We start from the raw sequence: 22,710 nt of genomic DNA on the forward strand, positions 1-22,710 counted from the left end.
CGGCCATCGTATCGCATGAGACCCGGCCGCGAGCCGTGACGGGACCGGTGGCAGGATGTCCCAAGACGCGAGACAGGTGAGGGGAGTGATCGTGGAGGAGTCGCGCCTGCCTCCAGGCCAGTACGTCCCGCGCGGCCGACCCGTGATCCACTACGGCCGGGTGCCGCGGTTCAAGCCGGAGACCTGGGACTTCCGCGTGTTCGGCGCCACCGCCTCGGGCGAGGAGCACCGCTTCACCTGGAACGAGTTCGAGGCGCTGCCCCGCACCACGCGCATCGCCGACTTCCACTGCGTCACCAAGTTCTCCCTGATGGCCAACGAGTGGCGCGGCGTCGCCCCGGCGACCCTGATGGCGGCCGCCCCGCCCGACCCCGGCGTGCGGCACGTCATGATCTGGGCCGAGTACGGCTACAGCGCCAACCTGCGCATGTCCGACTTCGCGGCCCCCGACACGCTGTTCGCCACCGAGCTGGACGAGAAGCCGCTCAGCCCCGAGCGCGGCCACCCGGTCCGCATCGTGGTTCCCCACCTGTACGCGTGGAAGAGCGTCAAGTGGGTGCGCGCCGTCGAGTACCTCCTGGAGGACCGCCGCGGCTTCTGGGAGGAGCGCGGCTACCACAACGTCGCCGACCCCTGGCGCGAGCAGCGCTACTCCTACCAGGAAGAACCCGGCGAAGGGCCGCCCTGACTTCACCCTGCGTTCTCCCGCGAACACCGCCCGTCTTCAACTACGGTTGCCCGCATGCTGACCTGCGCGGCTCTGTGCTGCCTGGCGGGCCTGACCGGTCTCGCCGCCGGTCTCGTCGGCGGCGCCGCCGGCGGCCGCCCGCGTGCCCGCAGGACGCCCGCCGGCGCCCTGCCGGAGGGCCGGGGCGGGCTGTCCGAGGGCCGGGGCGGGCTGTCCGAGGGCCGGGGCGGGCTGTCCGAGGGCCGGGGCCGGCCGGCCGAGGGCCGGCGGGCGGACGAGGCCACGTATGCCGCGCTGCACCTGGCCGCGATGGCCGCCCCCGCCCTGCGCGCCGGGCTCGACCGCGACTCCGCCCGCAAGGCCGTCCGTCACCTGCGCGCCCTGCTCGGCACCCGGGCCGTCGCCATCACCTCGACCGAGGCCGCGCTGGCCTGGGACGGCCCCTGCACCGACGACGTGCTCACCTACGCCCGCGCCGCGCTGGCCGCCGGCCGGGCCCAGGTGTTCGCGGGCGAGCCGCACGGCGCCGTCGTCGTGCCGCTCACCGTGGACGGCACGGTCGTCGGCGCGCTCGCCGCCTTCGACGACGAGCTGAGCGCCGCGCTCGTGCGCACCGTCACCGAGGTCGCCGGCTGGGTGTCGGGCCAGCTCGAACTGGCCGAGCTCGACGCCTCCCGCCGCCGGGCCCTGGAGGCCGAGATGCGCGCGCTGCGCGCCCAGATCTCGCCCCACTTCGTCTACAACGCGCTCACCACGATCGCCTCGTTCGTGCGCACCGACCCCCGGCGCGCCCGCGAGCTGCTGCTCGACTTCGCCGACTTCTCCCGGTACGCGCTGCGCCGCGCCCACGACTTCACCACCCTCGCCGACGAGCTGACCTGCGTCGACCGCTACCTGCTGCTCGAACGCGCCCGCTTCGGCGACAAGCTGCGCTTCAGCATGCAGGTCGCGCCGGAGGTGCTGCCCGTGCCGGTGCCGTTCCTGTGCCTCCAGCCGCTCGTGGAGAACGCGATCAAGCACGGCATGCGCGGCCGGCGCGGCGGCGGCGAGGTGCGCGTCGTGGTGCGCGACGCCGGCCCGGAGGCGCACATCACGGTCGAGGACGACGGCGCCGGCATGGACCCCGAGTGCGCCCGCCGCATGCTCGACGAGGACCCGGCCCGCGAGGGCAGCGGCATCGGCCTGGCCAACGTCGACCTGCGGATGCGCCAGATCTACGGCGACTCCTACGGCCTGGTGGTGGAGACCGCGCTCGGCGCCGGCACCAAGGTGCGGCTGCGGGTGCCGAAGGCGCGCCTTAGCTCCTTGTAGTCATTTCCTTACGCTGTGCTTGCGTGACGGACGTGAGCTTTGCTTTCATACGGCCCGTGAGCGACATGCTGAGAGTGCTGGCGGTTGACGACGAGGTGCCCGCCCTGGAGGAGCTGGCCTACCTGCTGCGCCAGGACGACCGCATCGAGCACGTCTCGACCGCGGCCGACGGCGTCACCGCGCTGCAGGACATGGTCCAGATGATCGGCGGCGGCGAACGGCTCGACGGGGTGTTCCTCGACATCCGCATGCCCGGGCTCGACGGGCTCGACCTGGCCCGGCTCGTCGGCGGCTTCCCCAGCCCGCCCCGGCTCGTCTTCGTCACCGCCCACGAGGAGTGCGCGGTGCAGGCGTTCGAGCTGGAGGCGGTCGACTACCTGCTCAAGCCGGTGCGGGCCGAGCGGCTGTCGGAGGCCGTACGCCGCCTGGAGGCCGCCACCGCGCCGCCCGCCGACCCCGCCCAGGACGACGTGATCCCGGTCGAGCTGGGCGGGCGCACCCGGTTCGTGCCGCAGCAGGCCGTCCGCTACGCCGAGGCCAAGGGCGACTACGTGCGCCTGCACACCGTCGACGGCAGCTACCTCGTGCGCATGTCCCTGGCGGCGCTGGAGCGGCGCTGGTCGGAGGCCGGGTTCCTGCGCATCCACCGCAGCACGCTGGTGTCGGCGCGGCACGTCAGCGAGATGCGCTTCGACGGCGGGCGGGTCACGCTCACCGTCGGCGGCGAGGCGCTGCCGGTCAGCCGGCGGCACAGCCGGCAGGTGCGCGAGCAGCTCGTCCGCCAGCACAGCAGAGTGCTGCCGTGACCCCGCCGGAGCGTGCCGCCGCGGCCGGGGCGGGGGACGGGCCGGTCGCGGGCGGGCGGCGGGCCGTCGTCCACCGGCGGCGGGTCGTGATGCACCGGCGGCGGGTCGTGGTGCACCGGCGGCCGGCGGCGCTCCGGCGCGCCAGGGCCGCCACCCCGCCGGGCAGGCCGGGCCCGAGGCGGCGGGCGGCCTGGTGGAGGCGGGCGTGCGCGCGCTCGTGCGGCGGCAGTTACGGCAGGCGCTCCGCACCGTGGCCGCGACGGCCGCGCTGCTCGTCGGTGCCCCGGTGGCCGCGCTGTGGCTGCCCAGGCCGGGCGCGTGGCTGGCCCTGTCGTTCGGGCTGCAGGCCGTCTGGGTCGCCCTGGCCGTACGGCAGCTGCGGCAGGCGGAGCGGCTGGAACGATGACCGCGCGAGGCGTCCGGCGACGACGGCCGCCGTGCTGACCGGGGCCGTGCCGACCGGGATTGTGGTGGCGGGGGCGGCGCTCACCGCGGTGCCGTGCTGACCGGGGTCGCGTTCGTCGTGGTGTTGTGCGTGGCGGCCGCGGCCGCGCGGCCCCGCCGGAGCCGGCGCGCCGCCGACTTCCACGCCGCCGCCACCCCCGTGCCGCCCTGGTGGAACGGCGCCGCGATCACCTCGGAGATCACCTCGGCCGCCGCCTGCCTGGGCATCGCCGGCCTCATCGCCACCCGGGGCGGCCCCATGGTGTGGTACCCGGTGGGCGCGGCGGCCGGGTTCGTCGTCCTCCTGGCGCTCGTGGCCGCGCCGCTGCGCCGGTCGGGGACGTACACGCTGCCCGGCTTCGCCGAGTGGCGGCTCGGCTCGGCGGCGGTGCGCCGCGCCGCCACCGGGCTGGTCCTGGTCGTCGGGCTGGCGCTGATGGTGGCGCAGCTCCACGCGGCCGGGGTGGTGGTGCGGCTGCTGACCGGGCTGCCGTCCTGGCCGGGGTGGGCGGCGGTCGCGGTGGCGGCGCTGGCGGTGGCGTTCGCGGGCGGGGCGGGCAGCGTGACGAGCGTGCAGGCCTCGCAGTTCTGGCTGAAGCTGGCGGTCTTCGCCGGCGTGGGGGCGGTCTGCTGGTGGACGGCGGGCACCCGGCCGCTCGTCGGGTTCGAGGGCGGCTACCGGCCGGGCGTGCCGGGCCTGGCCGGCGCGGGCGACCCGTCCCTGCCGGGCGTGCTGGCCGTGCTGCCGGCCTGCGCGCTCGGCGTCGTGGGGCTGCCCAACGTGATCGTGCGCCTCTACACCAGCAGGGACGCGGGCGGCGCCCGGCGCTCGATCCTGGCCACGCAGGTGCTGCTGGCGGTGTTCTGCGTCGTCCCGGCGCTGTACGGCGTCCTGGGGCGCGCCCAGGCCGCCAGGGGCCGCGCGGACGAGGTGGTGCTCCTGCTGCCCGCCAGGATGCTGCCAGGGGCCGCGGGGCAGGCGCTCACGGCGTTGCTGGCGGCCGGGGCGTTCGCGGCCTTCCTGGCGACCACGGGAGGCGTCCTGGTGGCGGTCGGGGGAGCGGTGTCGTCGTGCGCGCGGCGGCCGGGGGTGACGACGTTCCGGCTCGCCGTGACGGCGGTGCTGCTGGCCGCGCTGGTGGTGACCGCCCTGACCGGGCCGCGCGCCTCGGTGGCGCTGGTGCTGCTCGGCTTCAGCCTGTCGGCGGCGACGCTCTGCCCGCTGCTGGTGCTGGGCATCTGGTGGCCGCGGCTGACGGACGCCGGGGTGCTGGCCGGGTTCGCGGTGGGAGGGGGCGTGACGGCGGCGCTCGTGTGCCGGGTGGGCGTGAACCTGGGTGTGAACCTGGGTGTGCTCACGTCCCATCCCGCGCCGCTCGCGGTGCCCGCCGGGTTCGCTGCGATGGTGATGATTTCCCTGGTCACGCCGCGTAGGGTGCCGCGCGGAGTGGGCCGGATGATGGCCCGGATGCATGTGCCCGAGCATCGCGCGAGCCCCCTGGGCTACCGCTCGTCGCCCCCGGACGACCGCTCGTCGTAATCCTACTCTCCGTATAACGCTGACTACACACCGTTCGACGCGCTGACCGTAAACAGGGTTTCGCTCGCAAGATCGCATCCGTAGTGTCGAGGCATCGGGAAGCCACTCCGGCGCATCGGGGGGGACGAGCCGGGGGGCTCACTGCAGGTCTGATGCGCCGGGGGCACCGGCGGCCATGCCGGCCGCCGCGGCGGCCGGGCCCTTGACCGGGGGGTGGGGCCCGCCACGCCGGTTCGTGCAGGGACGCCCGCCGCGGCCGGTTCGCCGGACCCGTGATCCGGCCTTCAGGGGCGGCCGGATCGCGGGCGCGGGCGTCCCTATCACGAGATTCGGCCGCCGCCACAGCCCGTCACACAGCCCGTCGCACAGCCCGACGTGGCGCGGCGGCCGTCAGAGGGTGTCGCGCAGCTTCTTCAGCAGGGCGATGTCCTCGGCGTGCTTCGGGGCCTTGCCCGGCGTCTCGATGCAGACGGGCACGCCCGCCGCCGCAGGATGCCGCATGATCTCGGCGAACGGCTCCGCGCCGATGTGGCCCGCGCCGATGTTCTCGTGCCGGTCCTTCTTCGAGCCGCAGACGTCCTTGGAGTCGTTGGCGTGGATCAGCTTGAGCCGGCCGGGCGCGACGCGGTGCAGCTCGTCGAACGTCTCGGCCACCCCGCCAGGAGCGGCGAGGTCGTGGCCGGCGGCGAAGGCGTGGCAGGTGTCGAGGCAGACGCAGGCGCGCGGGTGCCACTCCAGCGCCGCGAGGTAGGGCTCCAGGTCCTGGACGGTCGCGCACAACATCGCGCCCTGCCCCGCCATCGGCTCCAGCAGCAGGTCGGGGCCGCCGTCCGGGATCTCCTCCAGCAGCGGCAGCAGGTTGTCGTGGAGCTGGCGCAGGGCGTCCTCGCGCGACTGCGACACCGCCGAGCCGGTGTGCACCACGACGCCCTCGGCCCCGATCTCGACGCCGCGCCGCAGCGTGTGGCGGACCACCGCGATCGAGTTGGCCAGCGTCTCGGGGCTCGGCGAGCCGAAGTTGACGAGGTAGGGCGTGTGGATGAAGGTCTGCACCCCCGACTCGGCCAGCTTGGCGTCCTGGTCGGGCCTGCCGTCGTTGAGCGCCCAGCCGCGCGGGTTGGTGACGAAGACCTGGATCATCTCGGCGCCGATCTCGGCCATGGACTTGAGGCCGCCCGTCGCCAGGCCGCCCGTGACGAACACGTGTCCGCCGATCAGGGATGTTGGGCTCATGATGGCCCCCAGTGTAGGCGCACCTCACGCCCGTCCCGGCCAGGCCGGGGGCGGCGCGCGGGCGCGCCGGATTGGAGCATGACACCAAAAGCGGGCCGCGGCGGGGGCGGGAGTTGGGAGTTCTCGCGGATGGACCGGGCACGAAGGCCCTGTGTGTACTTCTGACATGCCCGCGACGTCCACCGCGCTCGCCGCCTTCAACGCCGCCTCGCCGGGCGAGGCCGAGAAGGAGCTGCTCGCCTGCTGCGCCTCCACGGCGTTCGCGGCGCGGGTGGCGGCCGGCCGCCCGTACGGCGACCTCCCCGAGCTGATGGCCGCGGCCGGGGCGGCGATCGCGGAGCTCGGCTGGCCCGGCGTGCTGGAGGCGCTGGCCGCGCACCCCCGCATCGGGGAGCGGCCCGGCGGCACGGGACGGGAGGCGGCGTGGTCGCGGCAGGAGCAGTCCGGCGTCGAGGACGGCCTGCGTGCCGCCCTGGCCGAGGGCAACCGCGCCTACGAGGCCCGCTTCGGCCACGTCTACCTGGTGTGCGCCAGCGGGCTCGGCGGCGCCGAGCTGCTGGCCCGGCTGCGCGAGCGGCTGGGCAACGACGAGCGGCGCGAACGGGCGGCGGTCCGCGAGGAACTGGCCAAGATCACCAGGCTGCGGCTGGTCAAGCTGCTGGGAGGAGAGGGATGAGCTTCTCGACGCACGTGCTCGACGCCGTCGCCGGCCGCCCGGCCGCGGGCGTGCGGGTGCGGCTGGAGGACGACGCCGGGATGGTCCTGGCCGAGGGACGCACCGACGGCGACGGCCGGATCAAGGGCTGGGACACCGCGGGCGCCGGGGTGCGCCGCGTCGTTTTCGACACCGGCGGCTACCTCCGCGACACCTTCTACCCCGAGGTCGTCATCGCCTTCACCGTCACCGACCCGGCCCGGCACCACCACGTGCCGCTGCTGCTCAGCCCGTACGCCTACTCCACCTACCGAGGAAGCTGATGACCGTCAAGCTCGGCCCCAACCGCTACGGCAAGGCGGACGTCCGGCTGGTCCGGGTCGTCCGTGACGGGCCCGTCCACCACCTCAAGGACCTCAATGTCGGCACCGCGCTGTCCGGCGCGATGGAGGCCGTGCACCTGACCGGCGACAACGCGGCCGTCCTGCCGACCGACAGCCAGAAGAACACCGTCCACGCCTTCGCCCGCAAGCACGGCGTCGGCGAGATCGAGGAGTTCGCGCTGCTGCTGGCCCGGCACTTCGTCACCTCCCAGCCGGCCGTGCACCACGCGCGGGTGGAGGTCGAGGAGTACGCCTGGCGCCGCGGCGGGCCGCACTCGTTCGTGCGCGACGGCGGCGAGGTGCGCACCTGCGTCGTCCACCACGACCGGGACGGCCGCAGCACGGTCGTGTCCGGGCTGAAGGACCTGGTGCTGCTCAACACCACCGGCTCGGAGTTCCGCGGCTTCGCGGCGGACGAGTACACCACGCTCAAGCCCACCAGGGACCGCGTCCTCGCCACCGAGGTGCGGGCCCGGTGGCGGCACGCGGGCGAGACCGCCGACCACGGGACGTCGTACGAGCGGGCGCGCGGCGCCCTGCTGGAGGCGTTCGCGGGCACCCACAGCCTCTCGCTCCAGCAGACCCTGTACGCCATGGGGGAGCGCGTCCTGACCTCCTGCCCCGAGATCTGCGAGGTCCGGCTCTCGCTGCCGAACAAGCACCACTTCCTCGTGGACCTGTCGCCGTTCGGGCTGGACAACGACAACGAGGTCTACCACGCCGCCGACCGCCCGTACGGGCTGATCGAGGGCGGCGTGCTGCGCGAGGACGCGCCCGACGCCGGATTCGCCTGGGAGTGAGCACGAGTGAGCACGATGGACTTCCTGCGGCCCACGACGTGGGCGGAGGCGCTGGCCGCCAAGGCGGACCGGCCGGAGGCGGTGCCCCTCCAGGGCGGTACCGACGTCATGGTGGAGATCAACTTCGCCGTGCGCAGGCCGCCGGCGCTGCTGGACCTGACGCGGGTGGCCGAGCTGCGCGCGTGGTCGGTCGCGGACGGCGTGTGCCGGATCGGGGCCGGGGTGCCGTACCGGGTGGTCGTCGAGGAGCTGGGCGCTCTCGCGCCGGGGCTGGCGCAGGCCGCCAGGACCGTCGGCTCGCCGCAGATCCGCAACCGCGGCACGGTCGGCGGCAACCTCGGCGCGGCCTCGCCCGCCGGTGACAGCCACCCGCCGCTGCTGGCCGCCGAGGCGGTGGTCGAGGCCGAGTCGCGCGACGGCGGCGTGCGGCTGATCCCGGCCGCCGGGTTCTACCGCGGCGTCAAGCGCAGCGCCCTGCGGCCGGACGAGCTGATCAGGGCCGTACGGGTGCCGGTCGCGGCAGGGCCGCAGTACTTCTCCAAGGTCGGCACCCGCAACGCCATGGTGATCGCGGTGTGCTCGTTCGCGATCGCGCTGGACCCCGCGCGGCAGCGGATCGGCACCGGCATCGGCTCGGCCGCCCCCACCCCGCGCCGCGCCGAGGCGGCCGAGGAGCTGCTGGCCCGCGAGCTCGACTGGGACGCGGCCGCGCCGGACGCGTCGCTGGTCAAGCGGTTCGGCCGGCTGTGCGCCGAGGCCGCCGCGCCCATCGACGACGTGCGCGGCACCGCCGCCTACCGGCTGCACGCCGTCGAGATCATGGCCCGCCGGACGCTGACCTGGGCCTGGAGCGACCACATCGGAAGGAGGGCGGCCTGATGCGCGTCACGTTCACCGTCAACGGCCGCGAGCACTGCGCCGACGGCGTGTGGGAGGGCGAGAGCCTGCTGTACGTGCTGCGGGAACGGCTCGGCCTGCCCGGCTCGAAGAACGCCTGCGAGCAGGGCGAGTGCGGCTCGTGCACGGTCTACCTGGACGGCGAGCCGGTCTGCTCCTGCCTGGTCGCCGCCGGGCAGGCCGAGGGCCGGCAGGTGCGCACCGTGGAGGGCCTGGCCGAGGGGGACAGGCTCGACCCGGTGCAGGAGGCGTTCGCCGAGTGCGGGGCCGTGCAGTGCGGCTTCTGCACGCCCGGCCTGCTCGTGCAGGCCCACGACCTGCTGGGACGCGTCCCCGAGCCGTCCGACGCGGAGATCCGCGAGGCGCTGGCCGGCAACCTGTGCCGCTGCACCGGCTACGAGAAGATCCTCGACGCGGTGCGCCTGGCCGCCGCGCGGAAGGCGGCGGCCCGATGAGCCTGGTCATCGAGAACGTGCACCTCGCGCCCGTCGCCGGCCCGGAGATCCCCTCGGGCTGGCTGCTCGTCGAGGGCGACCGCATCGCGGCGCTGGGCGAGGGGCCCGCCCCCGGGGCGCCCGGCGCGGAACGCCTCGACGGCTCCGGCTGCCTGGCCACCCCCGGGCTGGTCAACACCCACCACCACCTCTACCAGTGGGCCTCGCAGGGCCTCGCGCAGGACGCCACCCTGTTCGAGTGGCTGGTGGCGCTCTACCGGGTGTGGGCGGCGATGGACGCCGAGATCGTCAGGGGCGCGGCCGGGGCCGGGCTCGGCTGGCTGGCGCTGTCCGGCTGCACCACCTCCAGCGACCACCACTACCTGTTCCCGAAGGGCCGCGGCGACCTGTTCGCGGCCGGGGTCGAGGCGGCCAGGGAGGTGGGCCTCCGCTTCCACCCGGCGCGCGGCTCGATGGACCGCGGCGAGTCGCGCGGCGGCCTGCCCCCGGACGAGGTGGTCGAGGACCTGGAGGACATCCTGGCCGCCACCGCCGAGGCCGTGGACGCCTACCACGACCCGTCGCCGTCCTCGATGCTGCGGGTCGCGGTCGCGCCGTGCTCGCCGTTCTCGGTCAGCGGCGAGCTGATGAGCGAGTCGGCCGCCCTGGCCCGCGACAAGGGCGTACGGCTGCACACGCACCTCGCCGAGACCGCCGACGAGGAGGAGCACTGCCTGGCGCAGCTCGGCCTGCGGCCGGTCGACTACCTGGAGAAGCTGGGCTGGCTCGGCCCCGACGTGTGGCTCGCGCACGCGGTGCACCTGAGCGACGCCGACATCGCCAGGCTCGCGCTCACCGGCACCGGCGCCGCGCACTGCCCTTCCTCCAACGGGCGGCTCGGCGCCGGCATCGCCCGCGTGTCGGAGATGCTGCGGCGCGGCGTGAACGTCGGCCTCGGCGTGGACGGCGCCGCCTCCTCCGAGCTGACGCCGCTGGCCGGCGAGATGCGGCAGGCGCTGCTGTTCCAGCGCGCCCGCTACGGGCCGGCGGCGCTGACCGCCCGCCAGGCGCTGGAGCTGGCCACCCTGGGCGGGGCGCGCAACCTCGGCAGGGGCGACGAGCTGGGCACGCTGGAGGCGGGCAAGCTCGCCGACATCGCCCTGTGGCGGGTGGACGGCCCGTACGCGGCGGCCGTCGCCGACCCGGTCTGCGCGCTGGTGTTCGGGCCCGCGCTGCCGCTGGCCAGGCTGCTGGTCGGCGGGCGGACCGTGGTGGCGGACGGCGAGCTGCGCACCACCCCGCAGGACGCGCTCGGCCGGGCCGGGGCCGAGGCGCGGCGCCGCCTCCTCCGCCTCGCCGGGGAGGTCTGACCGTTAAGGTGTGGATGTCCGGAAACAGCGCATCCCCGAAAGGCGGCCCCGTGACGGCGGAACTCCCCCAGGACCGGCTGGAGCAGCTCAAGAGCACCTTCGCCGCGATCGACACCGACGGCGACGGCTACATCAGCGAGAGCGAGCTGCGCACGCACTTCCCGGACCTGCCGGCCGAGGCCCTCGGCGCGCTGAGCCAGAGCGCCGACGCCGACCAGGACGGCCGCTACTCCCTGGAGGAGTTCATCAGGACCGTCTCCTGACGGGCGCACGGGCCTTCAGGCGCGGCTCACGGGGCGGACAGCTCGCGCTCCAGCGGGGTGCGGAACCGCGGGGTGACGCGGACCCCGCCGAGCCAGGCGGCCAGCCCGGCCGCCTCGGCCTCGATCGCCGCCCGCCCCTCCGCGCCGACGTCCTCCAGCAGCCGCCACACCGGCTCGCCGTCCGGCCGCTGCGCCCAGCCGCCCACCACCCGGCCGTCCCACCAGACGGTCGGGCCCACGTTGCCGTTGCGGTCGAACAGCGCCGCCCGGTGCCCGGCCGGCAGGTACCAGTCGCGGGCCTGCCAGCCCATCGGCGTCGGGTCGAGCGCGGGCAGCAGCGCCGCCCACGACTCTGGCTCGGGCGTCTCCGCCAGGTCGCCGGGCAGCACCAGGCCGGGGCCCTCGTCCAGCTCCACCTCCACCGCGCCGGCGGCGGCCAGCGCCTTGCGCGCGTCGGTCCGCGTCCAGCCGGTCCACCACGTGAAGTCGGCCTCCGTGCCCGGGCCGAACGCCGCCAGCCACCGCCGCGCCAGCTCCGCCTGAGCCTCCGCCGGCGTCAGGACGGGCAGCTCGGCCGCCAGGCCCCACAGGTGCCGGCCGCTGACCCAGGTGCCGGCCGCCCGGCGGCCCCTGACCAGCCGCCCGTCCATGGCCATCAGCGGCAGCAGCCGCGAGCCCAGGCTCACCATCGCCTCGTACGGCTTGCCCGCCGCCACCTTCACCTGCTCGCGCAGCTCCGGCACCAGCGCGCCCAGCTCGGCGGCGTCCGCCTCGCCCGCCTCGGCCAGCGCGCGCAGCACCGCCTCCTCGGCCGCCGCGACCCGCGTCTCGTCCCAGCCGCCCTCGGCGAACGTCTTCAGCAGCGAGCGCCGCTCCCGGCGCGCCACGGGGGCCATCGTGGACCAGTGCACCACCGGCACCAGCCCGGCCGGGACCACGAACACCGTCCGCCGCATGCCCGTCATCCGCACCAGCGTGCGGTCGTCGTACAGGGCCCGCTCCACCGGCCCGGGGCCGGGCGCGGCCAGCCGCGCGCCCGCCGACAGGAACACCGTCGGCGGGTCGGTGCCGTGCAGCGCCACCACGGACGCCGCCGCCTCCTCCGGCGTGGCCGCCTTGACCGTCAGCCGGTGCCGCACGCCGAGCCGCGCCCGCCGCTGCCGTGCCGTGATCCGCATATCGGGCCCTCCTTCGCGAAGGAGAGCGTAGTTGGAGGATCACACACCTCGCGACCGGCCGGACGGGCGCCCGTTGGTGGGGGCGTGCATAGGCCGCGCCGGGCTCGGCCGCTTCACTGGGTGATGTGATGATGAGTCACGCCTTCCTGCCCGCTCGCACCGGGCAGGAAGACGTGTCCGGCCATTGTTCATCATCGTGTGGGAGTTCGTAGTGGTTCAGCATGTTCTGGTGGCCCCTGACAAGTTCAAGGGATCGCTGACGGCGGCCGAGGTCGCGGCGCGGGTCACGGCCGGGCTCGGCGTGCCCACGGTGGAGCTGCCGGTGGCCGACGGCGGCGACGGCACCGTGGACGCCGCCGTGGCCTGCGGGTTCGAACGGGTCACGACCGAGGTGACCGGGCCGACCGGCGAGCCCGTGACCGCCTCCTACGCCTGGCACCCGGAGGACGCCACCGCCGTGGTCGAGCTGGCCGAGGCGTCCGGGCTGCGCCGGCTCCCGGCCGGGCCCGAGCCGCTGACCGCCACCAGCCGCGGCACCGGCGAGCTGATCGCGCACGCGGTGCGGCGCGGCGCCAGGCGCGTGGTGCTGGGGCTGGGCGGCAGCGCCTGCACCGACGGGGGAGCGGGCATGGCGCAGGCGCTCGGCGCCCGGCTGCTGGACGCGGACGGCGCCGAGCTGCCGCCGGGCGGGGCCGCGCTGCGGCAGCTCGACCGCATCGACGTCACCGGCTTCCTCGACGTCGCCGGCGTCGCGTTCGTGGTCGCGAGCGACGTGGACAACCCGCTGCTCGGCCCGCACGGCGCCGCCGCCGTCTACGGCCCGCAGAAGGGCGCCACCCCCGAGGACGTGAAGATCCTGGAGGCGGGGCTGACCCGGCTGGCCGCCGTCGCCACCCGCACCCACGGCCTGATGGGCGCGGTCGAGCACGACGACATCGTCCGGGCCATGGGGGTCGCCGGGGCGCCGGGGGCGGGCGCGGCCGGCGGCGTCGGCTTCGCGGCGCTGGCGTTCCTGCACGCCGAGATCCGCCCCGGCATCGACCACCTGCTCGGGCTGCTCGGCTTCGGCGCGGCGGCGGCGGGCGCGCGGCTCGTCATCACCGGCGAGGGCTCCCTGGACGAGCAGTCGCTGCGCGGCAAGGCCCCCGTCGGGGTCGCGCAGGCCGCGGCCAGGGCCGGGGTGCCGGTCGTGGCCGTGTGCGGGCGGCGCGCGCTCTCCGACGCCGAGCTGAAGGCCGCCGGGATCGAGGCCGCCTACGCCCTCACCGACCTGGAGCCCGACCCGGCGCGGTGCATGGCCGAGGCCGGGCCGCTGCTGGAACGCCTGGCCGCCCGCGTCGCCGCCGACCGCCACCTCACCGCCTGACCCGCACCGCCTGACGCTCAACCGCCCGACGCTCAACCGCCCGACGCTCAACCGCCCGACGCTCAACCATCCGATGCCCGACCCGGTCGAAGGGACCTCATGACGCAGCTCGACCTCGTGGTCCGCTCCCGCCGGACCGTCACGCCCGAAGGGGAGCGGCCCGCCGCGGTGGCCGTGCGCGGCGAGCGCGTCGAGGCCCTGCACGCCTACGACGCGCCCCTCGACGCCGCCGAGGACGTCGACCTCCGCGACCTGGCGCTGCTGCCCGGCCTGGTGGACACGCACGTCCACGTCAACGAGCCCGGCCGCACGCACTGGGAGGGGTTCGCCTCGGCGACCAGGGCCGCCGCGGCGGGCGGCGTCACCACCATCGTCGACATGCCGCTCAACTCGCTGCCGCCCACGGTCAGCGTGGCCGCGCTGGAGGCCAAGCTGGCCGCGGCGCGCGGGCAGTGCCACGTGGACGTCGGGTTCTGGGGCGGGGCGGTGCCGGGCAACGTCAAGGACCTGGCGCCGCTGCGCGAGCGCGGCGTGCTCGGCTTCAAGTGCTTCATGTCGCCGTCCGGGGTCGAGGAGTTCCCGCCGCTGGAGGGCGGCGAGCTGCGGCGGGCGCTGGAGGAGGTGGCCGGGTTCGGCGGGCTCATGGTGGTGCACGCCGAGGACCCGGCGCTGCTGGCCGAGCCGGCCGGGCCGGGCTACCCGGAGTTCCTGGCCTCGCGGCCCGGGGAGGCCGAGCGCAGCGCCGTGCGGCGGCTGGTCGAGCTGTCCAGGGAGACCGGCGCGCGGGTGCACGTCCTGCACGTCTCCAGCGCCGCCTGCCTGGACGTGCTGGCGGCCGCGCGGGCGGACGGGGTGCCGGTCACCGCCGAGACCTGCCCCCATTACCTGACGCTGGCGGCCGAGCAGGTGCCCGAGGGGGCGACGGCGTTCAAGTGCTGCCCGCCGATCCGCTCCGCCGCCAACCGCGACCTGCTGTGGGAGGGGCTGGCCGGCGGGGTGCTGAGCTGCGTGGTGTCGGACCACTCACCCTCCACCGCCGACCTCAAGGTGCCCGACTTCGCCGCCGCCTGGGGCGGCATCGCCTCGTTGCAGCTCGGGCTGGCCGCGGTCTGGACGGAGGCCGCCCGCCGGGGCCACCGGCTGGCCGACGTGGCGCGGTGGATGGCCGCCGCCCCCGCCGCGCTCGCGGGCCTGCCCGGCAAGGGCGCGATCGCGCCGGGCAACGACGCCGACCTCGTCGCCTTCGACCCGGCCGCCGACAACCCCGTGGACGCCGCCCGTCTGCACCACAAGAACCCCGTCACGCCGTACCACGGGCGCGTGCTCAAGGGCGCGGTGCTCACCACGTGGCTGCGCGGCCGGCCCGTGGACGGCGTGCCGCACGGCCGATTCCTGTTGGGAGAGCAGTAGATGACCCGCTTCACCGAGCTGCCCGACCTCGCGCTGCGTACCCACGGCGGGGCGGTGGTGGCCGCCAGCGACGAGTCGTTCGCCGAGAAGGAGAGCCTGATCCGGCCCGGCCGGCCCGGCTTCCGCGCCGGCACGTTCGGGCCCAAGGGGCAGGTCTACGACGGCTGGGAGACCCGGCGGCGGCGCGCGCCCGGCCACGACTGGGCGCTGGTGCGGCTCGGGGTGCCGGGCGTGATCCGCGGGGTGGTCGTCGACACCGCCTGGTTCACCGGCAACTACCCGCCGCACGCCCGGGTCGAGGCGGCCTGCGTCGAGGGCCACCCGTCCCCGGAGGAGCTGCTGGCCGCCGACTGGGCGGAGATCGTGCCGAGGTCGGAGCTGAAGGGCGACGCCGAGCACCTCTTCCCCGTCGCCGGCGGTGAGCGCCGCACGCACGTGCGGCTCAGCATCTTCCCGGACGGCGGCGTCGCCCGGCTGCGCGTGCACGGCGAGCCCCGCCCCGACCTGACCCCGTACGACGGGCTCGGCCTCGACCTGGCCGCGCTCGCCAGCGGCGGGCTGGTCACCGCCTGCTCCGACGGCTTCTACTCCGCCCCGCACAACGTCATCGCCCCCGGCCTGGCCCGCCACCAGGCGGAGGGCTGGGAGACGGCGCGGCGGCGCGACGGCGGCAACGACTGGCTGGTCATCCGCCTGGCCGGGCGCGGCGTGCTCCGCCTGGCCGAGATCGACACCACGAATCTGATCTTCAACGCCCCGGCCGCGGTCACCCTCACCGGCTTCGACGGCGAGCCCGGCGCCGCCGCCCCGGTGGAGCTGCTGCCGCGCACCCGCCTGCAGCCCGACACGCCGCACCGCTTCCGCCTCGGCGCCGCCGCCGGCGTGCCGGTCACGCACGTCCGGGTGGACATCCACCCGGACGGCGGCCTGGCCAGGGTCCGCCTCCACGGCCACCTGACGCCCTGAGCGGCGCCCCCGGGCGTCACTCCCGGGGCGTCACTGCCAGAGGTGGACGGTGCTGCCCGGCGGGCGCTCGCTGCTCGGCAGCGGACGCTGGAACTGCACCACGCCGCGGTTGCCCAGCCGGTGGACCTCCACCCTGAAGCCCAGCGCGGCCAGCTCGCGCCTGGCGTCCTCGACGTTCTTGCCGATCACCTGCGGCACCAGGGCGAACTGCTGGTCGTCGCGGGCCTGGTTGTCGCCCCGGCCGAACCAGTCCCAGAAGTCGGTCTGGCAGCGCGCGACCGTGACCGTGACCTGCGCGCCCCGGTCGACCTCGGACTTCGCCTTCGGCACCTGCGCGATGACGGTGCACGGCTCGGCGTCGTCGTCGATCTCCTGCACCTGCACCGAGAAGCCCTGCTGGCCGAGGTAGCCGGCGGCCTCGTCCTTCGGCATGCCGCCGACGTCCGGCATCACCAGGCCGGCGCTGACGAAGATCGAGATGCGCGCGCCCTCCTTGACCTTCTCGCCCACCTGCGGGGAGGTGCGGATCACCTTGTCGCGCTCGACCTCGGTGTTGGGCAGCCGCTTGACCGAGCCGACGGTCAGGCCCTCCTTGGCGATCGCGGCGCGGGCGTCGTTGCCGTTCATGCCGGTGACGTTGGGCACCACCACGCGCTTGGGGCCGAGCGAGGGCGTCAACGTGATCGTGGCGCCCTGCTCGACCTCGGTGCCGGCGAGCGGGTCGGTGGACAGGACCAGGCCCTCGGCGGTCTTCTCGTCGTACTGGCCCTGGCCGGTCCTGATCTTGAAGCCGCCCTTGGCGGCGTCCTGCTGGGCCAGCGCCATGCTCTTGCCCACCAGGTCGGGGACGTGCACGTAGTCGGGCTGGGCGAAGAACCAGCCGGTCAGCCCGATGGCGACCACCATGAAGGCGGCCAGCGCCACCAGGAACCAGTTGGGCCGGAACCCGCGCCGCCGCCGGCCGGGGACCTCGGCGCGCGGCTGGACGAGCGTGTGCGCGGGCGCGACCTGCGGCACCGAGGGGGCGGCGTGCACGGCGGTGCGGTCGTTCGGCTGGGACGGCGGCTGCGGGCGCAGGCCGGGCGCGGACCCGGCCATCGACCCGGCCATCGACCCGGCCATCGGCACGGGCGCCGGGCCGGGCAGGGAAGCGGCCGCCGGGGCCGCCATCGACCCGGTGACGGGCGCGGACATCGCGCCGGAGCCGCGCATCGGCCCGTACGGCCGCGCGTGCGACAGCGGCGGGATCGTGGTGCGCGGCAGCATGCGGTGCGCGTCCACGGCCGCCACCAGCAGCGCCGTCGCGTCCTTCGGGCGGTCCTGGGGCTCGCGCGCCGTGGCCTGCGCCACGAGCGTGTCGATCAGCGGCGGCACGTCGGGCGTCAGCGACGACGGCGCCGGCACGGTGTCGTGGACGTGCCGGTAGGCGACCGACATGGGCGTCTCGCCGTCGTAGGGCTGCTGCCCGGTCACCAGCTCGAACAGCATGATGCCGGCCGCGTAGACGTCGCTGCGCACGTCGGCCGCGCCCGTGAGCACCTGCTCGGGCGCCATGTAGCCGATCGTGCCGATCATCACGCCGGTGCGCGTCTGGTTCGTCGCCTCGATGGCCTTGGCCAGGCCGAAGTCCACGACCTTGACCCGGCCGTCGTCGGTCATCAGCACGTTCTCGGGCTTGACGTCGCGGTGCACCATGCCGGCCTGGTGGGCGGCGCCGAGCGCGGCCAGCACCGGGATGAGGATCTCCAGCGCCTCGCGGGCGGGCAGCCGGCCGCGCTCGCGCAGCACGTCGCGGAGCGTGCGGCCCGGCACGTACTCCATCGACAGGTAGACGACGTCGTTGTCGGTGCCCTGGTCGAAGACGTGCACGACATTGGGGTGGGAGAGACTGGCCACCGACTTCGCCTCGCCGATGAACCGCCTGACGAACGCGGGGTCCTCGGCGAGCGAGCGGTGCATGACCTTCAGCGCCACCGTGCGGTCGAGCCGCACGTCGAGCGCCAGGTAGACGGTCGCCATACCGCCCCGGGCGATCCGGCTCTCGATGCGATAGCGTCCATCGAGGAGCCGCCCGACCAGAGGGTCCGCAGTCGTCGTATCCACCCCGCCGAGTTTACGGGCGTTTTGGCACCGGCAGGGCCCGGCCGCCCGAAACCGATGCCGAGCCGTGCCCCCTGGAACGCACCATAGTCCCGCGGGCCCCGCTGTGTCCCACCCGTGCCACGAAAGGCCGGGTCACGGGCAGGGCGCGGGGGTCACGGGGTCGTCATGGGGTCACGGGTCACGGGGTCATGGGCGAGGACGCCTCGGCGTAGCGGCGGCGCGGGATGCGCCCGGCCTGCCGCGCCAGCCGCCCGGCCGACACCGCCGCCTTCATCGCCGCCGCCATCAGGTCCGGCCGCTGCGCCCGGGTGACCGCCGTGGCCAGCAGCACCGCGTCGCAGCCCAGCTCCATCGCCAGCGCGGCGTCGCTCGCCGTGCCGATGCCCGCGTCGAGGATCACCGGCACCGAGGCGGCCTCGACGATCAGCTCGATGTTGTGCGGGTTGCGGATGCCGAGCCCCGACCCGATCGGCGCGCCCAGCGGCATCACCGCCGCGCACCCGGCCTGCTCCAGCCGCCGGGCCAGCGCCGGGTCGTCGCCGATGTACGGCAGCACCACGAACCCGTCGGCGACCAGCCGCTCGGCCGCGTCGAACGTCTCGATCGGGTCCGGCAGCAGCGTCCGCTCGTCGGCGATGACCTCGAGCTTGACCCAGTTCGTCCCCAGGGCCTCGCGGGCCAGCCGGGCCGTCAGCACGGCCTCGCCCGCGGTGAAGCAGCCGGCCGTGTTCGGCAGCACCTTGATGCCGCGCTCGCGCAGCACGTCCAGCACCGAGCCGCGCGCCGCCGGGTCGAGCCGCCGCATCGCGACCGTGGTCAGCTCGGTGCCCGAGGCCGCGAGCGCCTGGTCGAGCACCTCCAGCGAGGGCGCCCCGCCGGTGCCCATGATGAGCCGGGAGGCGAACTTCTCCCCGGCGATGATCAGCTCATCCACCCTGCACCGCCGTCAGCACCTCCACGCGGTCGCTGTCGCGCAGCGCCGTGGTCTCCCAGGCGCCGCGCGTGACCACCTCGTCGTTCACGGCCACGGCGACCCCGGTGGTCGCCGTGGTCAGGGCCCGTACGGCCTGCGCCACGGTCGTGCCGTCGGCGAGCTCGTGCGCGGCCCCGTTGATCTGGACAATCATGCGATCTCCTGAACTCCCCCCGACTCGTGGAACCTGGCGGGCGAGCACAACGCGCCCAGCGCGTCCAGCTCGGCCGCCTCCTCGCCACCGCTCTCCCCGGCGACCAGGGCCGCCGTGAGGGGCGCGAGCAGCACGCCGCCCCGGTGGTGACCGGTGGCGAGGACGAGCCCCGGCGCGCCTCCAGGGCCGATGACCGGCAGGTTGTCGGGCGTGCCCGGGCGCAGGCCCGCCACCACGTCGGCCAGCTCCAGCTCGGTGACGCCGGGCACCAGCTCCCTGGCGTCGCGCAGCAGCTCGTACAGGCCGCCCGCCGTCACGCGGGTGTCGAAGCCCAGCTCCTCCTGGGTGGCGCCGACCACCAGCTCGCCGTCGCCCCGGGGGACGAGGTAGACGGACGAGCCGTGGACGGAGCCGCGTACGCACCGGGTGAGCAGCGGCCGCGGCGAGCGCAGGCGCAGGATCTGGCCCTTGACCGGGCGCACCGGGACCCCGGCCAGGCCGCCGCTCCAGGCGCCGGCCGCGAGCACCACCCGCCCGGCCCGCACCTCGGACGGCCCCGCGCCCTCCTCCAGCCGCACCCCGACGACCCTGCCCGCGCCCGGCGGCTCCGCTCCCGTGTCGTCCTCGCGCAGCAGCCCGGTGGCGCGGGCCCGGACCAGCGGCACCCGCAGCCGCTCCAGCGCGGCCAGCAGCGCCGCCGTCACCCGGCGCGGGTCCACCCAGGCGTCACCGGCCGCCAGCAGCCCGCCGCGCACCGACGGCGCCAGCATCGGCTCCAGCCGCCGGCACTCGCGCCCGGTCAGCCGCTCGACCGGCAGCCCCAGCTTGTCCATGAACGCGGCCAGCTCGTCCAGCGCCGCGAGGTCGTCGGCCCCGAACGCCACGTCCAGGGTCCCCTCCGCGCGCAGGTCCACCCCGGGCCCGGTGGCGGGCAGGCCCGCGTCGGCGGCCAGCTCGGCCGCGAAGGCCGGCCAGCGGCGCAGCGACGCCATCCCGAGCCGCAGCAGCGGCGCCTCGGTGTAGGTGACCTCGCTGATCGGGGCCAGCATGCCGGCCGCCGCGTGCGAGGCCCCGCGCGCCGGACGCGGATCGACCACGGCCACCCGCCGCCCGGCCCGCGCCAGCCGCCACGCCACGGACAGCCCGACGACCCCGCCCCCCACGACCACGTCGGTGAGCCCGGAGAGCCCGCCGCCCGCGCCGGAGAGCCCGGCGGTCGTAGTGGAGAGCCCGGCGGCTGCGCCGCCTGCGTTCGCGTCCATCGTGCGCTCCCTTCGCCGGCATGATCCGGATCAGGTGTCTTGCGGTCGAAGGCCCGCTGGCAGCCTTCCTCTCAGCCCGGTCACGGCCGGACTCCCGCGCGTCTTACGCCCACAGCCTACGACCTCACCGGCGTGTCCCCGCACGCCCCCCTTCGCCGCCGGGCCGCGCGCCCGTCTATGGTCTTGGTCGTGAACCATGTCGTGGTGGTGGGAGCGGGCCTGGCCGGCGTGCGCACGGTCGAGGCGCTGCGCGGGCGCGGATTCGACGGCACGATCACCCTGGTCGGACGGGAGCGCCACCGCCCCTACGACCGCCCGCCCCTGACGAAGAGCGTGCTGCTGGGCGAGTCCGACACCACCTTCGTCGACACCGACCTCGCCGCGCTGCGCGTCGCCTTCCGGCCCGGGGTGTCCGCCACCGCGCTGCGCCCGGGAGCCGTCGAGACGACCGAGGGCGAGCTGCGCTACGACGGCCTGGTCATCGCCACCGGCGCCGACCCGGTCAGGCTGCCCGGCGACGGCCCGCAACACGTCCTGCGCACCCTGGACGACGCCCACGAGCTGCGGGCCGCGCTGGTGCCCGGCGCCCGCGTCGCGGTCATCGGCGCGGGGTGGATCGGCGCCGAGGTGGCGACGGCCGCCCGCCGCGCCGGCTGCCACGTCACCGTCGTGGAGGCCGGGCCCGCGCCGCTCTTCACCGCCGTCGGCGCCGAGATCGGCGCCCGCACCGAACGCTGGTACGACGGCATCGACCTGCGCCTGGACACCATGGTCCACTCCGTCGAGGAGGGCGGCGTCGAGCTGGTCGGCGGCGAGTTCCTGGACGCGCACGTGGTCGTCGCCGGCATCGGCGTCCGCCCCGCCGTCGAGTGGCTCGCCGACGCCGACCTCGACCTGCACAACGGCGTCGTCGTGGACGAGCGGCTGCGCGCCTCGCTGCCCGGCACGGTCGCGGTGGGCGACTGCGCCGCCTGGTGGTCGCGCCGCTTCCAGGCCAGGCTCCGCGTCGAGCACTGGGACACCGCGCTCAACGCCCCCGAGGTCGCCGCCGCCGCCCTGCTCGGCGAGGACGCCGTCTACGACCCGGTGCCGTACTTCTGGTCCGAGCAGTTCGGGCACATGGTCCAGTACGCGGGCCACCACCCGGCCGGCGAGCGCCTGCTCTACCGCGGCGGCCCGGAGGGCAAGTGGTCGGCCGTCTGGCTGCGCGCCGACGACACCCTCGCCGCCGTCTTCGCCGTGGACCGCCCCCGGGACCTCGTCCAGGGCCGCCGGCTCATCGACGCGGGCGCCCGCCTCCACGCGGAACGCCTGGTAGATCCAGAAGTACCCCTACGGGATTGTGTTGTTTGAGCAAGCACGCCATGTGGTAGTTGTGGTTCCGTGACGCTTTCTGTTGCACAGATCGACCGGGAGACCGACCAACTCGTCGACGAGTGGCTCACCCTCCCCGAAGTGGCCCGGCGCCTCGACCTTCCGATGGGGCGGGCCAAGCAACTCCTCAAGGACCACAAGCTCCTCGGCGTGCGCCGGGAGGGCAGTGGCGGGCCGCAGGTGCCCGCGGTGTTCCTCGACGGAAAGGAAGTGATGAAGGGCCTGCCGGGCACGCTGACCGTGCTGCAGGACGCCGGCTACGACGACGTCGAGTCCCTGCGCTGGCTCTTCACCCCCGACGACTCGCTGCCCGGCTCGCCCATCGAGGCGATCAGGGCCGGCCGTCACACCGAGGTCAAGCGGCGTGCCCAGGCCCTCGCTTTCTGACGCCCGCCTCTATCTCTGCACCGGCGCCCGCCGCGACCGCGGCGACCTCGCGCAGTTCCTCGACACGGTGCTGGCCAACGGCGTGGACATCATCCAGCTGCGGGAGAAGGGCCTGGAGGCCCGCGAAGAACTCGCCCTCCTCGAAGTCTTCCGCGACGCCTGCGACCGGCACGGCAAGCTGCTGGCGGTCAACGACCGGGCCGACATCGCCTACGCGGCCCGTCCCGACGTGCTCCACCTGGGGCAGGACGACCTTCCAGTGACGGTCGCGCGAGAGATACTCGGCGACGACATCGTCATCGGACGGTCCACCCACTCCACCGCCGAGGCTTCCGCCGCGGCCGTGGAGGAGGGCGTCGACTACTTCTGCTGCGGGCCGATCTGGCCCACGCCGACCAAGCCCGGCCGTCCGGCCCCCGGCCCGCCGCTGCTGCGGCACGCCGCGGGGCTGGGCACGGCGCGGCCGTGGTTCGGCATCGGCGGCATCGACCTCGGCAACCTGGACGAGGTCCTGTCGTACGGGGTGCGCCGGGTCGTGGTCGTCCGGGCGATCACCGACGCCGACGACCCGGGCGCGGCCGCGGCCGAGTTCGCCAAACGGCTGGCGGCAGCCTGACCGGAGCCCCCACAGCCGGTCGCACTCCGGCCCCCCACAGCCGGCCCCACCACGGTCGGGCCCGCCACAGTCGGGCCCGCCACAGCCGGCCCCACCA

The 22,710-nt window shown here is 75.5% G+C and carries 24 protein-coding genes and 1 riboswitch; of the genes, 18 read left to right on the top strand and 6 right to left on the bottom strand.

All coding sequences use genetic code 11. From position 1 onward, the window contains the following. Positions 1-91: 91 nt before the first annotated feature. From MF672_RS44150 to MF672_RS44170, 5 genes are all read left to right on the top strand, one after another. Positions 92-688: a molybdopterin-dependent oxidoreductase gene (locus tag MF672_RS44150; protein ID WP_242381281.1), complete on the top strand. Its 597-nt coding sequence runs from the start codon at positions 92-94 to the stop codon at positions 686-688. Between the two features lie 54 nt (positions 689-742). Next, a complete protein-coding gene (locus tag MF672_RS44155) occupies positions 743-1,999 on the top strand; it encodes a sensor histidine kinase (protein ID WP_247815744.1) in 1,257 nt (418 codons plus the stop codon). A gap of 65 nt (positions 2,000-2,064) precedes the next feature. Further along, positions 2,065-2,805 (top strand): LytR/AlgR family response regulator transcription factor, encoded by a 741-nt coding sequence (locus MF672_RS44160; protein WP_242384147.1) that lies wholly within the window; start codon positions 2,065-2,067, stop codon positions 2,803-2,805. Positions 2,806-3,010: 205 nt separating this feature from the next. Next, on the top strand, positions 3,011-3,211 hold the full coding sequence (locus MF672_RS44165) for a hypothetical protein (protein WP_247815745.1): 201 nt from the start codon (positions 3,011-3,013) through the stop codon (positions 3,209-3,211). A gap of 93 nt (positions 3,212-3,304) precedes the next feature. Further along, positions 3,305-4,789 (top strand): sodium:solute symporter family transporter, encoded by a 1,485-nt coding sequence (locus MF672_RS44170; RefSeq protein WP_242381470.1) that lies wholly within the window; start codon positions 3,305-3,307, stop codon positions 4,787-4,789. 390 nt (positions 4,790-5,179) lie between these two features. Here MF672_RS44170 and MF672_RS44175 read toward each other — a convergent pair whose 3' ends face one another. Then, positions 5,180-6,022 (bottom strand): deoxyribonuclease IV, encoded by an 843-nt coding sequence (locus MF672_RS44175; protein WP_242381471.1) that lies wholly within the window; start codon positions 6,020-6,022, stop codon positions 5,180-5,182. A gap of 166 nt (positions 6,023-6,188) precedes the next feature. Between MF672_RS44175 and uraD the strand changes: the two genes are divergently transcribed. From uraD to MF672_RS44210, 7 genes are read left to right on the top strand one after another with little or no spacing between them, the layout of a single operon-like run. After that, entirely contained in the window at positions 6,189-6,698 is a 510-nt protein-coding gene (uraD, locus tag MF672_RS44180) for a 2-oxo-4-hydroxy-4-carboxy-5-ureidoimidazoline decarboxylase (RefSeq protein ID WP_242381472.1), read from the top strand. Further along, positions 6,695-7,000, top strand: coding sequence for a hydroxyisourate hydrolase (gene uraH, locus MF672_RS44185; RefSeq protein WP_242381473.1), 306 nt, complete (start codon positions 6,695-6,697; stop codon positions 6,998-7,000). The genes uraD and uraH overlap by 4 nt, the downstream gene beginning before the upstream one ends. Continuing rightward, a complete protein-coding gene (gene pucL / locus MF672_RS44190; protein ID WP_242381474.1) occupies positions 7,000-7,860 on the top strand; it encodes a factor-independent urate hydroxylase in 861 nt (286 codons plus the stop codon). The genes uraH and pucL overlap by 1 nt, the downstream gene beginning before the upstream one ends. A gap of 15 nt (positions 7,861-7,875) precedes the next feature. Further along, complete coding sequence (locus MF672_RS44195; protein ID WP_242381495.1) at positions 7,876-8,739, top strand: FAD binding domain-containing protein; 864 nt, start codon at positions 7,876-7,878, stop codon at positions 8,737-8,739. Beyond that, positions 8,739-9,212: a (2Fe-2S)-binding protein gene (locus MF672_RS44200; RefSeq protein ID WP_242381475.1), complete on the top strand. Its 474-nt coding sequence runs from the start codon at positions 8,739-8,741 to the stop codon at positions 9,210-9,212. The genes MF672_RS44195 and MF672_RS44200 overlap by 1 nt, the downstream gene beginning before the upstream one ends. Then, the gene (locus MF672_RS44205; RefSeq protein ID WP_242381476.1) at positions 9,209-10,561 is read left to right on the top strand and encodes an 8-oxoguanine deaminase; all 1,353 of its coding nucleotides are present in this window, start codon (positions 9,209-9,211) and stop codon (positions 10,559-10,561) included. Before MF672_RS44200 ends, MF672_RS44205 begins: the two co-directional genes overlap by 4 nt. A 50-nt stretch (positions 10,562-10,611) precedes the next feature. Then, positions 10,612-10,824 carry an EF-hand domain-containing protein gene (locus MF672_RS44210; protein WP_242381477.1) on the top strand — a complete coding sequence of 71 codons (213 nt, stop codon included), beginning with the start codon at positions 10,612-10,614 and terminating at the stop codon, positions 10,822-10,824. A 26-nt stretch (positions 10,825-10,850) separates the two neighbouring features. Here MF672_RS44210 and MF672_RS44215 read toward each other — a convergent pair whose 3' ends face one another. Then, complete coding sequence (locus tag MF672_RS44215) at positions 10,851-12,002, bottom strand: winged helix DNA-binding domain-containing protein (protein ID WP_242381478.1); 1,152 nt, start codon at positions 12,000-12,002, stop codon at positions 10,851-10,853. Positions 12,003-12,231: 229 nt separating this feature from the next. Between MF672_RS44215 and MF672_RS44220 the strand changes: the two genes are divergently transcribed. The 3 genes from MF672_RS44220 (at position 12,232) to alc (ending at position 15,744) form a co-directional block, all read left to right on the top strand. Further along, positions 12,232-13,368 (top strand): glycerate kinase, encoded by a 1,137-nt coding sequence (locus MF672_RS44220; RefSeq protein ID WP_242381479.1) that lies wholly within the window; start codon positions 12,232-12,234, stop codon positions 13,366-13,368. A gap of 99 nt (positions 13,369-13,467) precedes the next feature. Beyond that, on the top strand, positions 13,468-14,778 hold the full coding sequence (gene allB, locus MF672_RS44225; RefSeq protein ID WP_242381480.1) for an allantoinase AllB: 1,311 nt from the start codon (positions 13,468-13,470) through the stop codon (positions 14,776-14,778). Further along, positions 14,779-15,744: an allantoicase gene (gene alc / locus MF672_RS44230; RefSeq protein WP_242381481.1), complete on the top strand. Its 966-nt coding sequence runs from the start codon at positions 14,779-14,781 to the stop codon at positions 15,742-15,744. A 30-nt stretch (positions 15,745-15,774) separates the two neighbouring features. On the opposite strand, the gene pknB is transcribed toward alc, so the two are convergent. The 4 genes from pknB to thiO all read right to left on the bottom strand — a co-directional run bounded on the left by pknB (position 15,775) and on the right by thiO (position 20,236). After that, the gene (pknB, locus tag MF672_RS44235) at positions 15,775-17,847 is read right to left on the bottom strand and encodes a Stk1 family PASTA domain-containing Ser/Thr kinase (protein ID WP_242381482.1); all 2,073 of its coding nucleotides are present in this window, start codon (positions 17,845-17,847) and stop codon (positions 15,775-15,777) included. Between the two features lie 178 nt (positions 17,848-18,025). Continuing rightward, positions 18,026-18,781: a thiazole synthase gene (locus MF672_RS44240; protein ID WP_302893381.1), complete on the bottom strand. Its 756-nt coding sequence runs from the start codon at positions 18,779-18,781 to the stop codon at positions 18,026-18,028. Then, positions 18,774-18,974, bottom strand: coding sequence for a sulfur carrier protein ThiS (gene thiS, locus MF672_RS44245; RefSeq protein ID WP_242381483.1), 201 nt, complete (start codon positions 18,972-18,974; stop codon positions 18,774-18,776). The genes MF672_RS44240 and thiS overlap by 8 nt, the downstream gene beginning before the upstream one ends. Further along, the gene (thiO, locus tag MF672_RS44250) at positions 18,971-20,236 is read right to left on the bottom strand and encodes a glycine oxidase ThiO (protein ID WP_242381484.1); all 1,266 of its coding nucleotides are present in this window, start codon (positions 20,234-20,236) and stop codon (positions 18,971-18,973) included. The genes thiS and thiO overlap by 4 nt, the downstream gene beginning before the upstream one ends. Beyond that, positions 20,227-20,344, bottom strand: a riboswitch (TPP riboswitch). Its footprint overlaps the gene before it by 10 nt. A gap of 81 nt (positions 20,345-20,425) precedes the next feature. Here thiO and MF672_RS44255 point away from each other — a divergent pair. From MF672_RS44255 to thiE, 3 genes are read left to right on the top strand one after another with little or no spacing between them, the layout of a single operon-like run. Continuing rightward, entirely contained in the window at positions 20,426-21,589 is a 1,164-nt protein-coding gene (locus MF672_RS44255; RefSeq protein ID WP_242381485.1) for an NAD(P)/FAD-dependent oxidoreductase, read from the top strand. A 30-nt stretch (positions 21,590-21,619) separates the two neighbouring features. Continuing rightward, complete coding sequence (locus MF672_RS44260) at positions 21,620-21,997, top strand: Rv2175c family DNA-binding protein (protein ID WP_242381486.1); 378 nt, start codon at positions 21,620-21,622, stop codon at positions 21,995-21,997. After that, positions 21,975-22,613, top strand: coding sequence for a thiamine phosphate synthase (gene thiE / locus MF672_RS44265; protein WP_242381487.1), 639 nt, complete (start codon positions 21,975-21,977; stop codon positions 22,611-22,613). The genes MF672_RS44260 and thiE overlap by 23 nt, the downstream gene beginning before the upstream one ends. The last annotated feature ends 97 nt before the right edge of the window (positions 22,614-22,710 follow it).

It is taken from the genome of Actinomadura luzonensis (assembly GCF_022664455.2).
Lineage (GTDB): Bacteria > Actinomycetota > Actinomycetes > Streptosporangiales > Streptosporangiaceae > Nonomuraea > Nonomuraea luzonensis.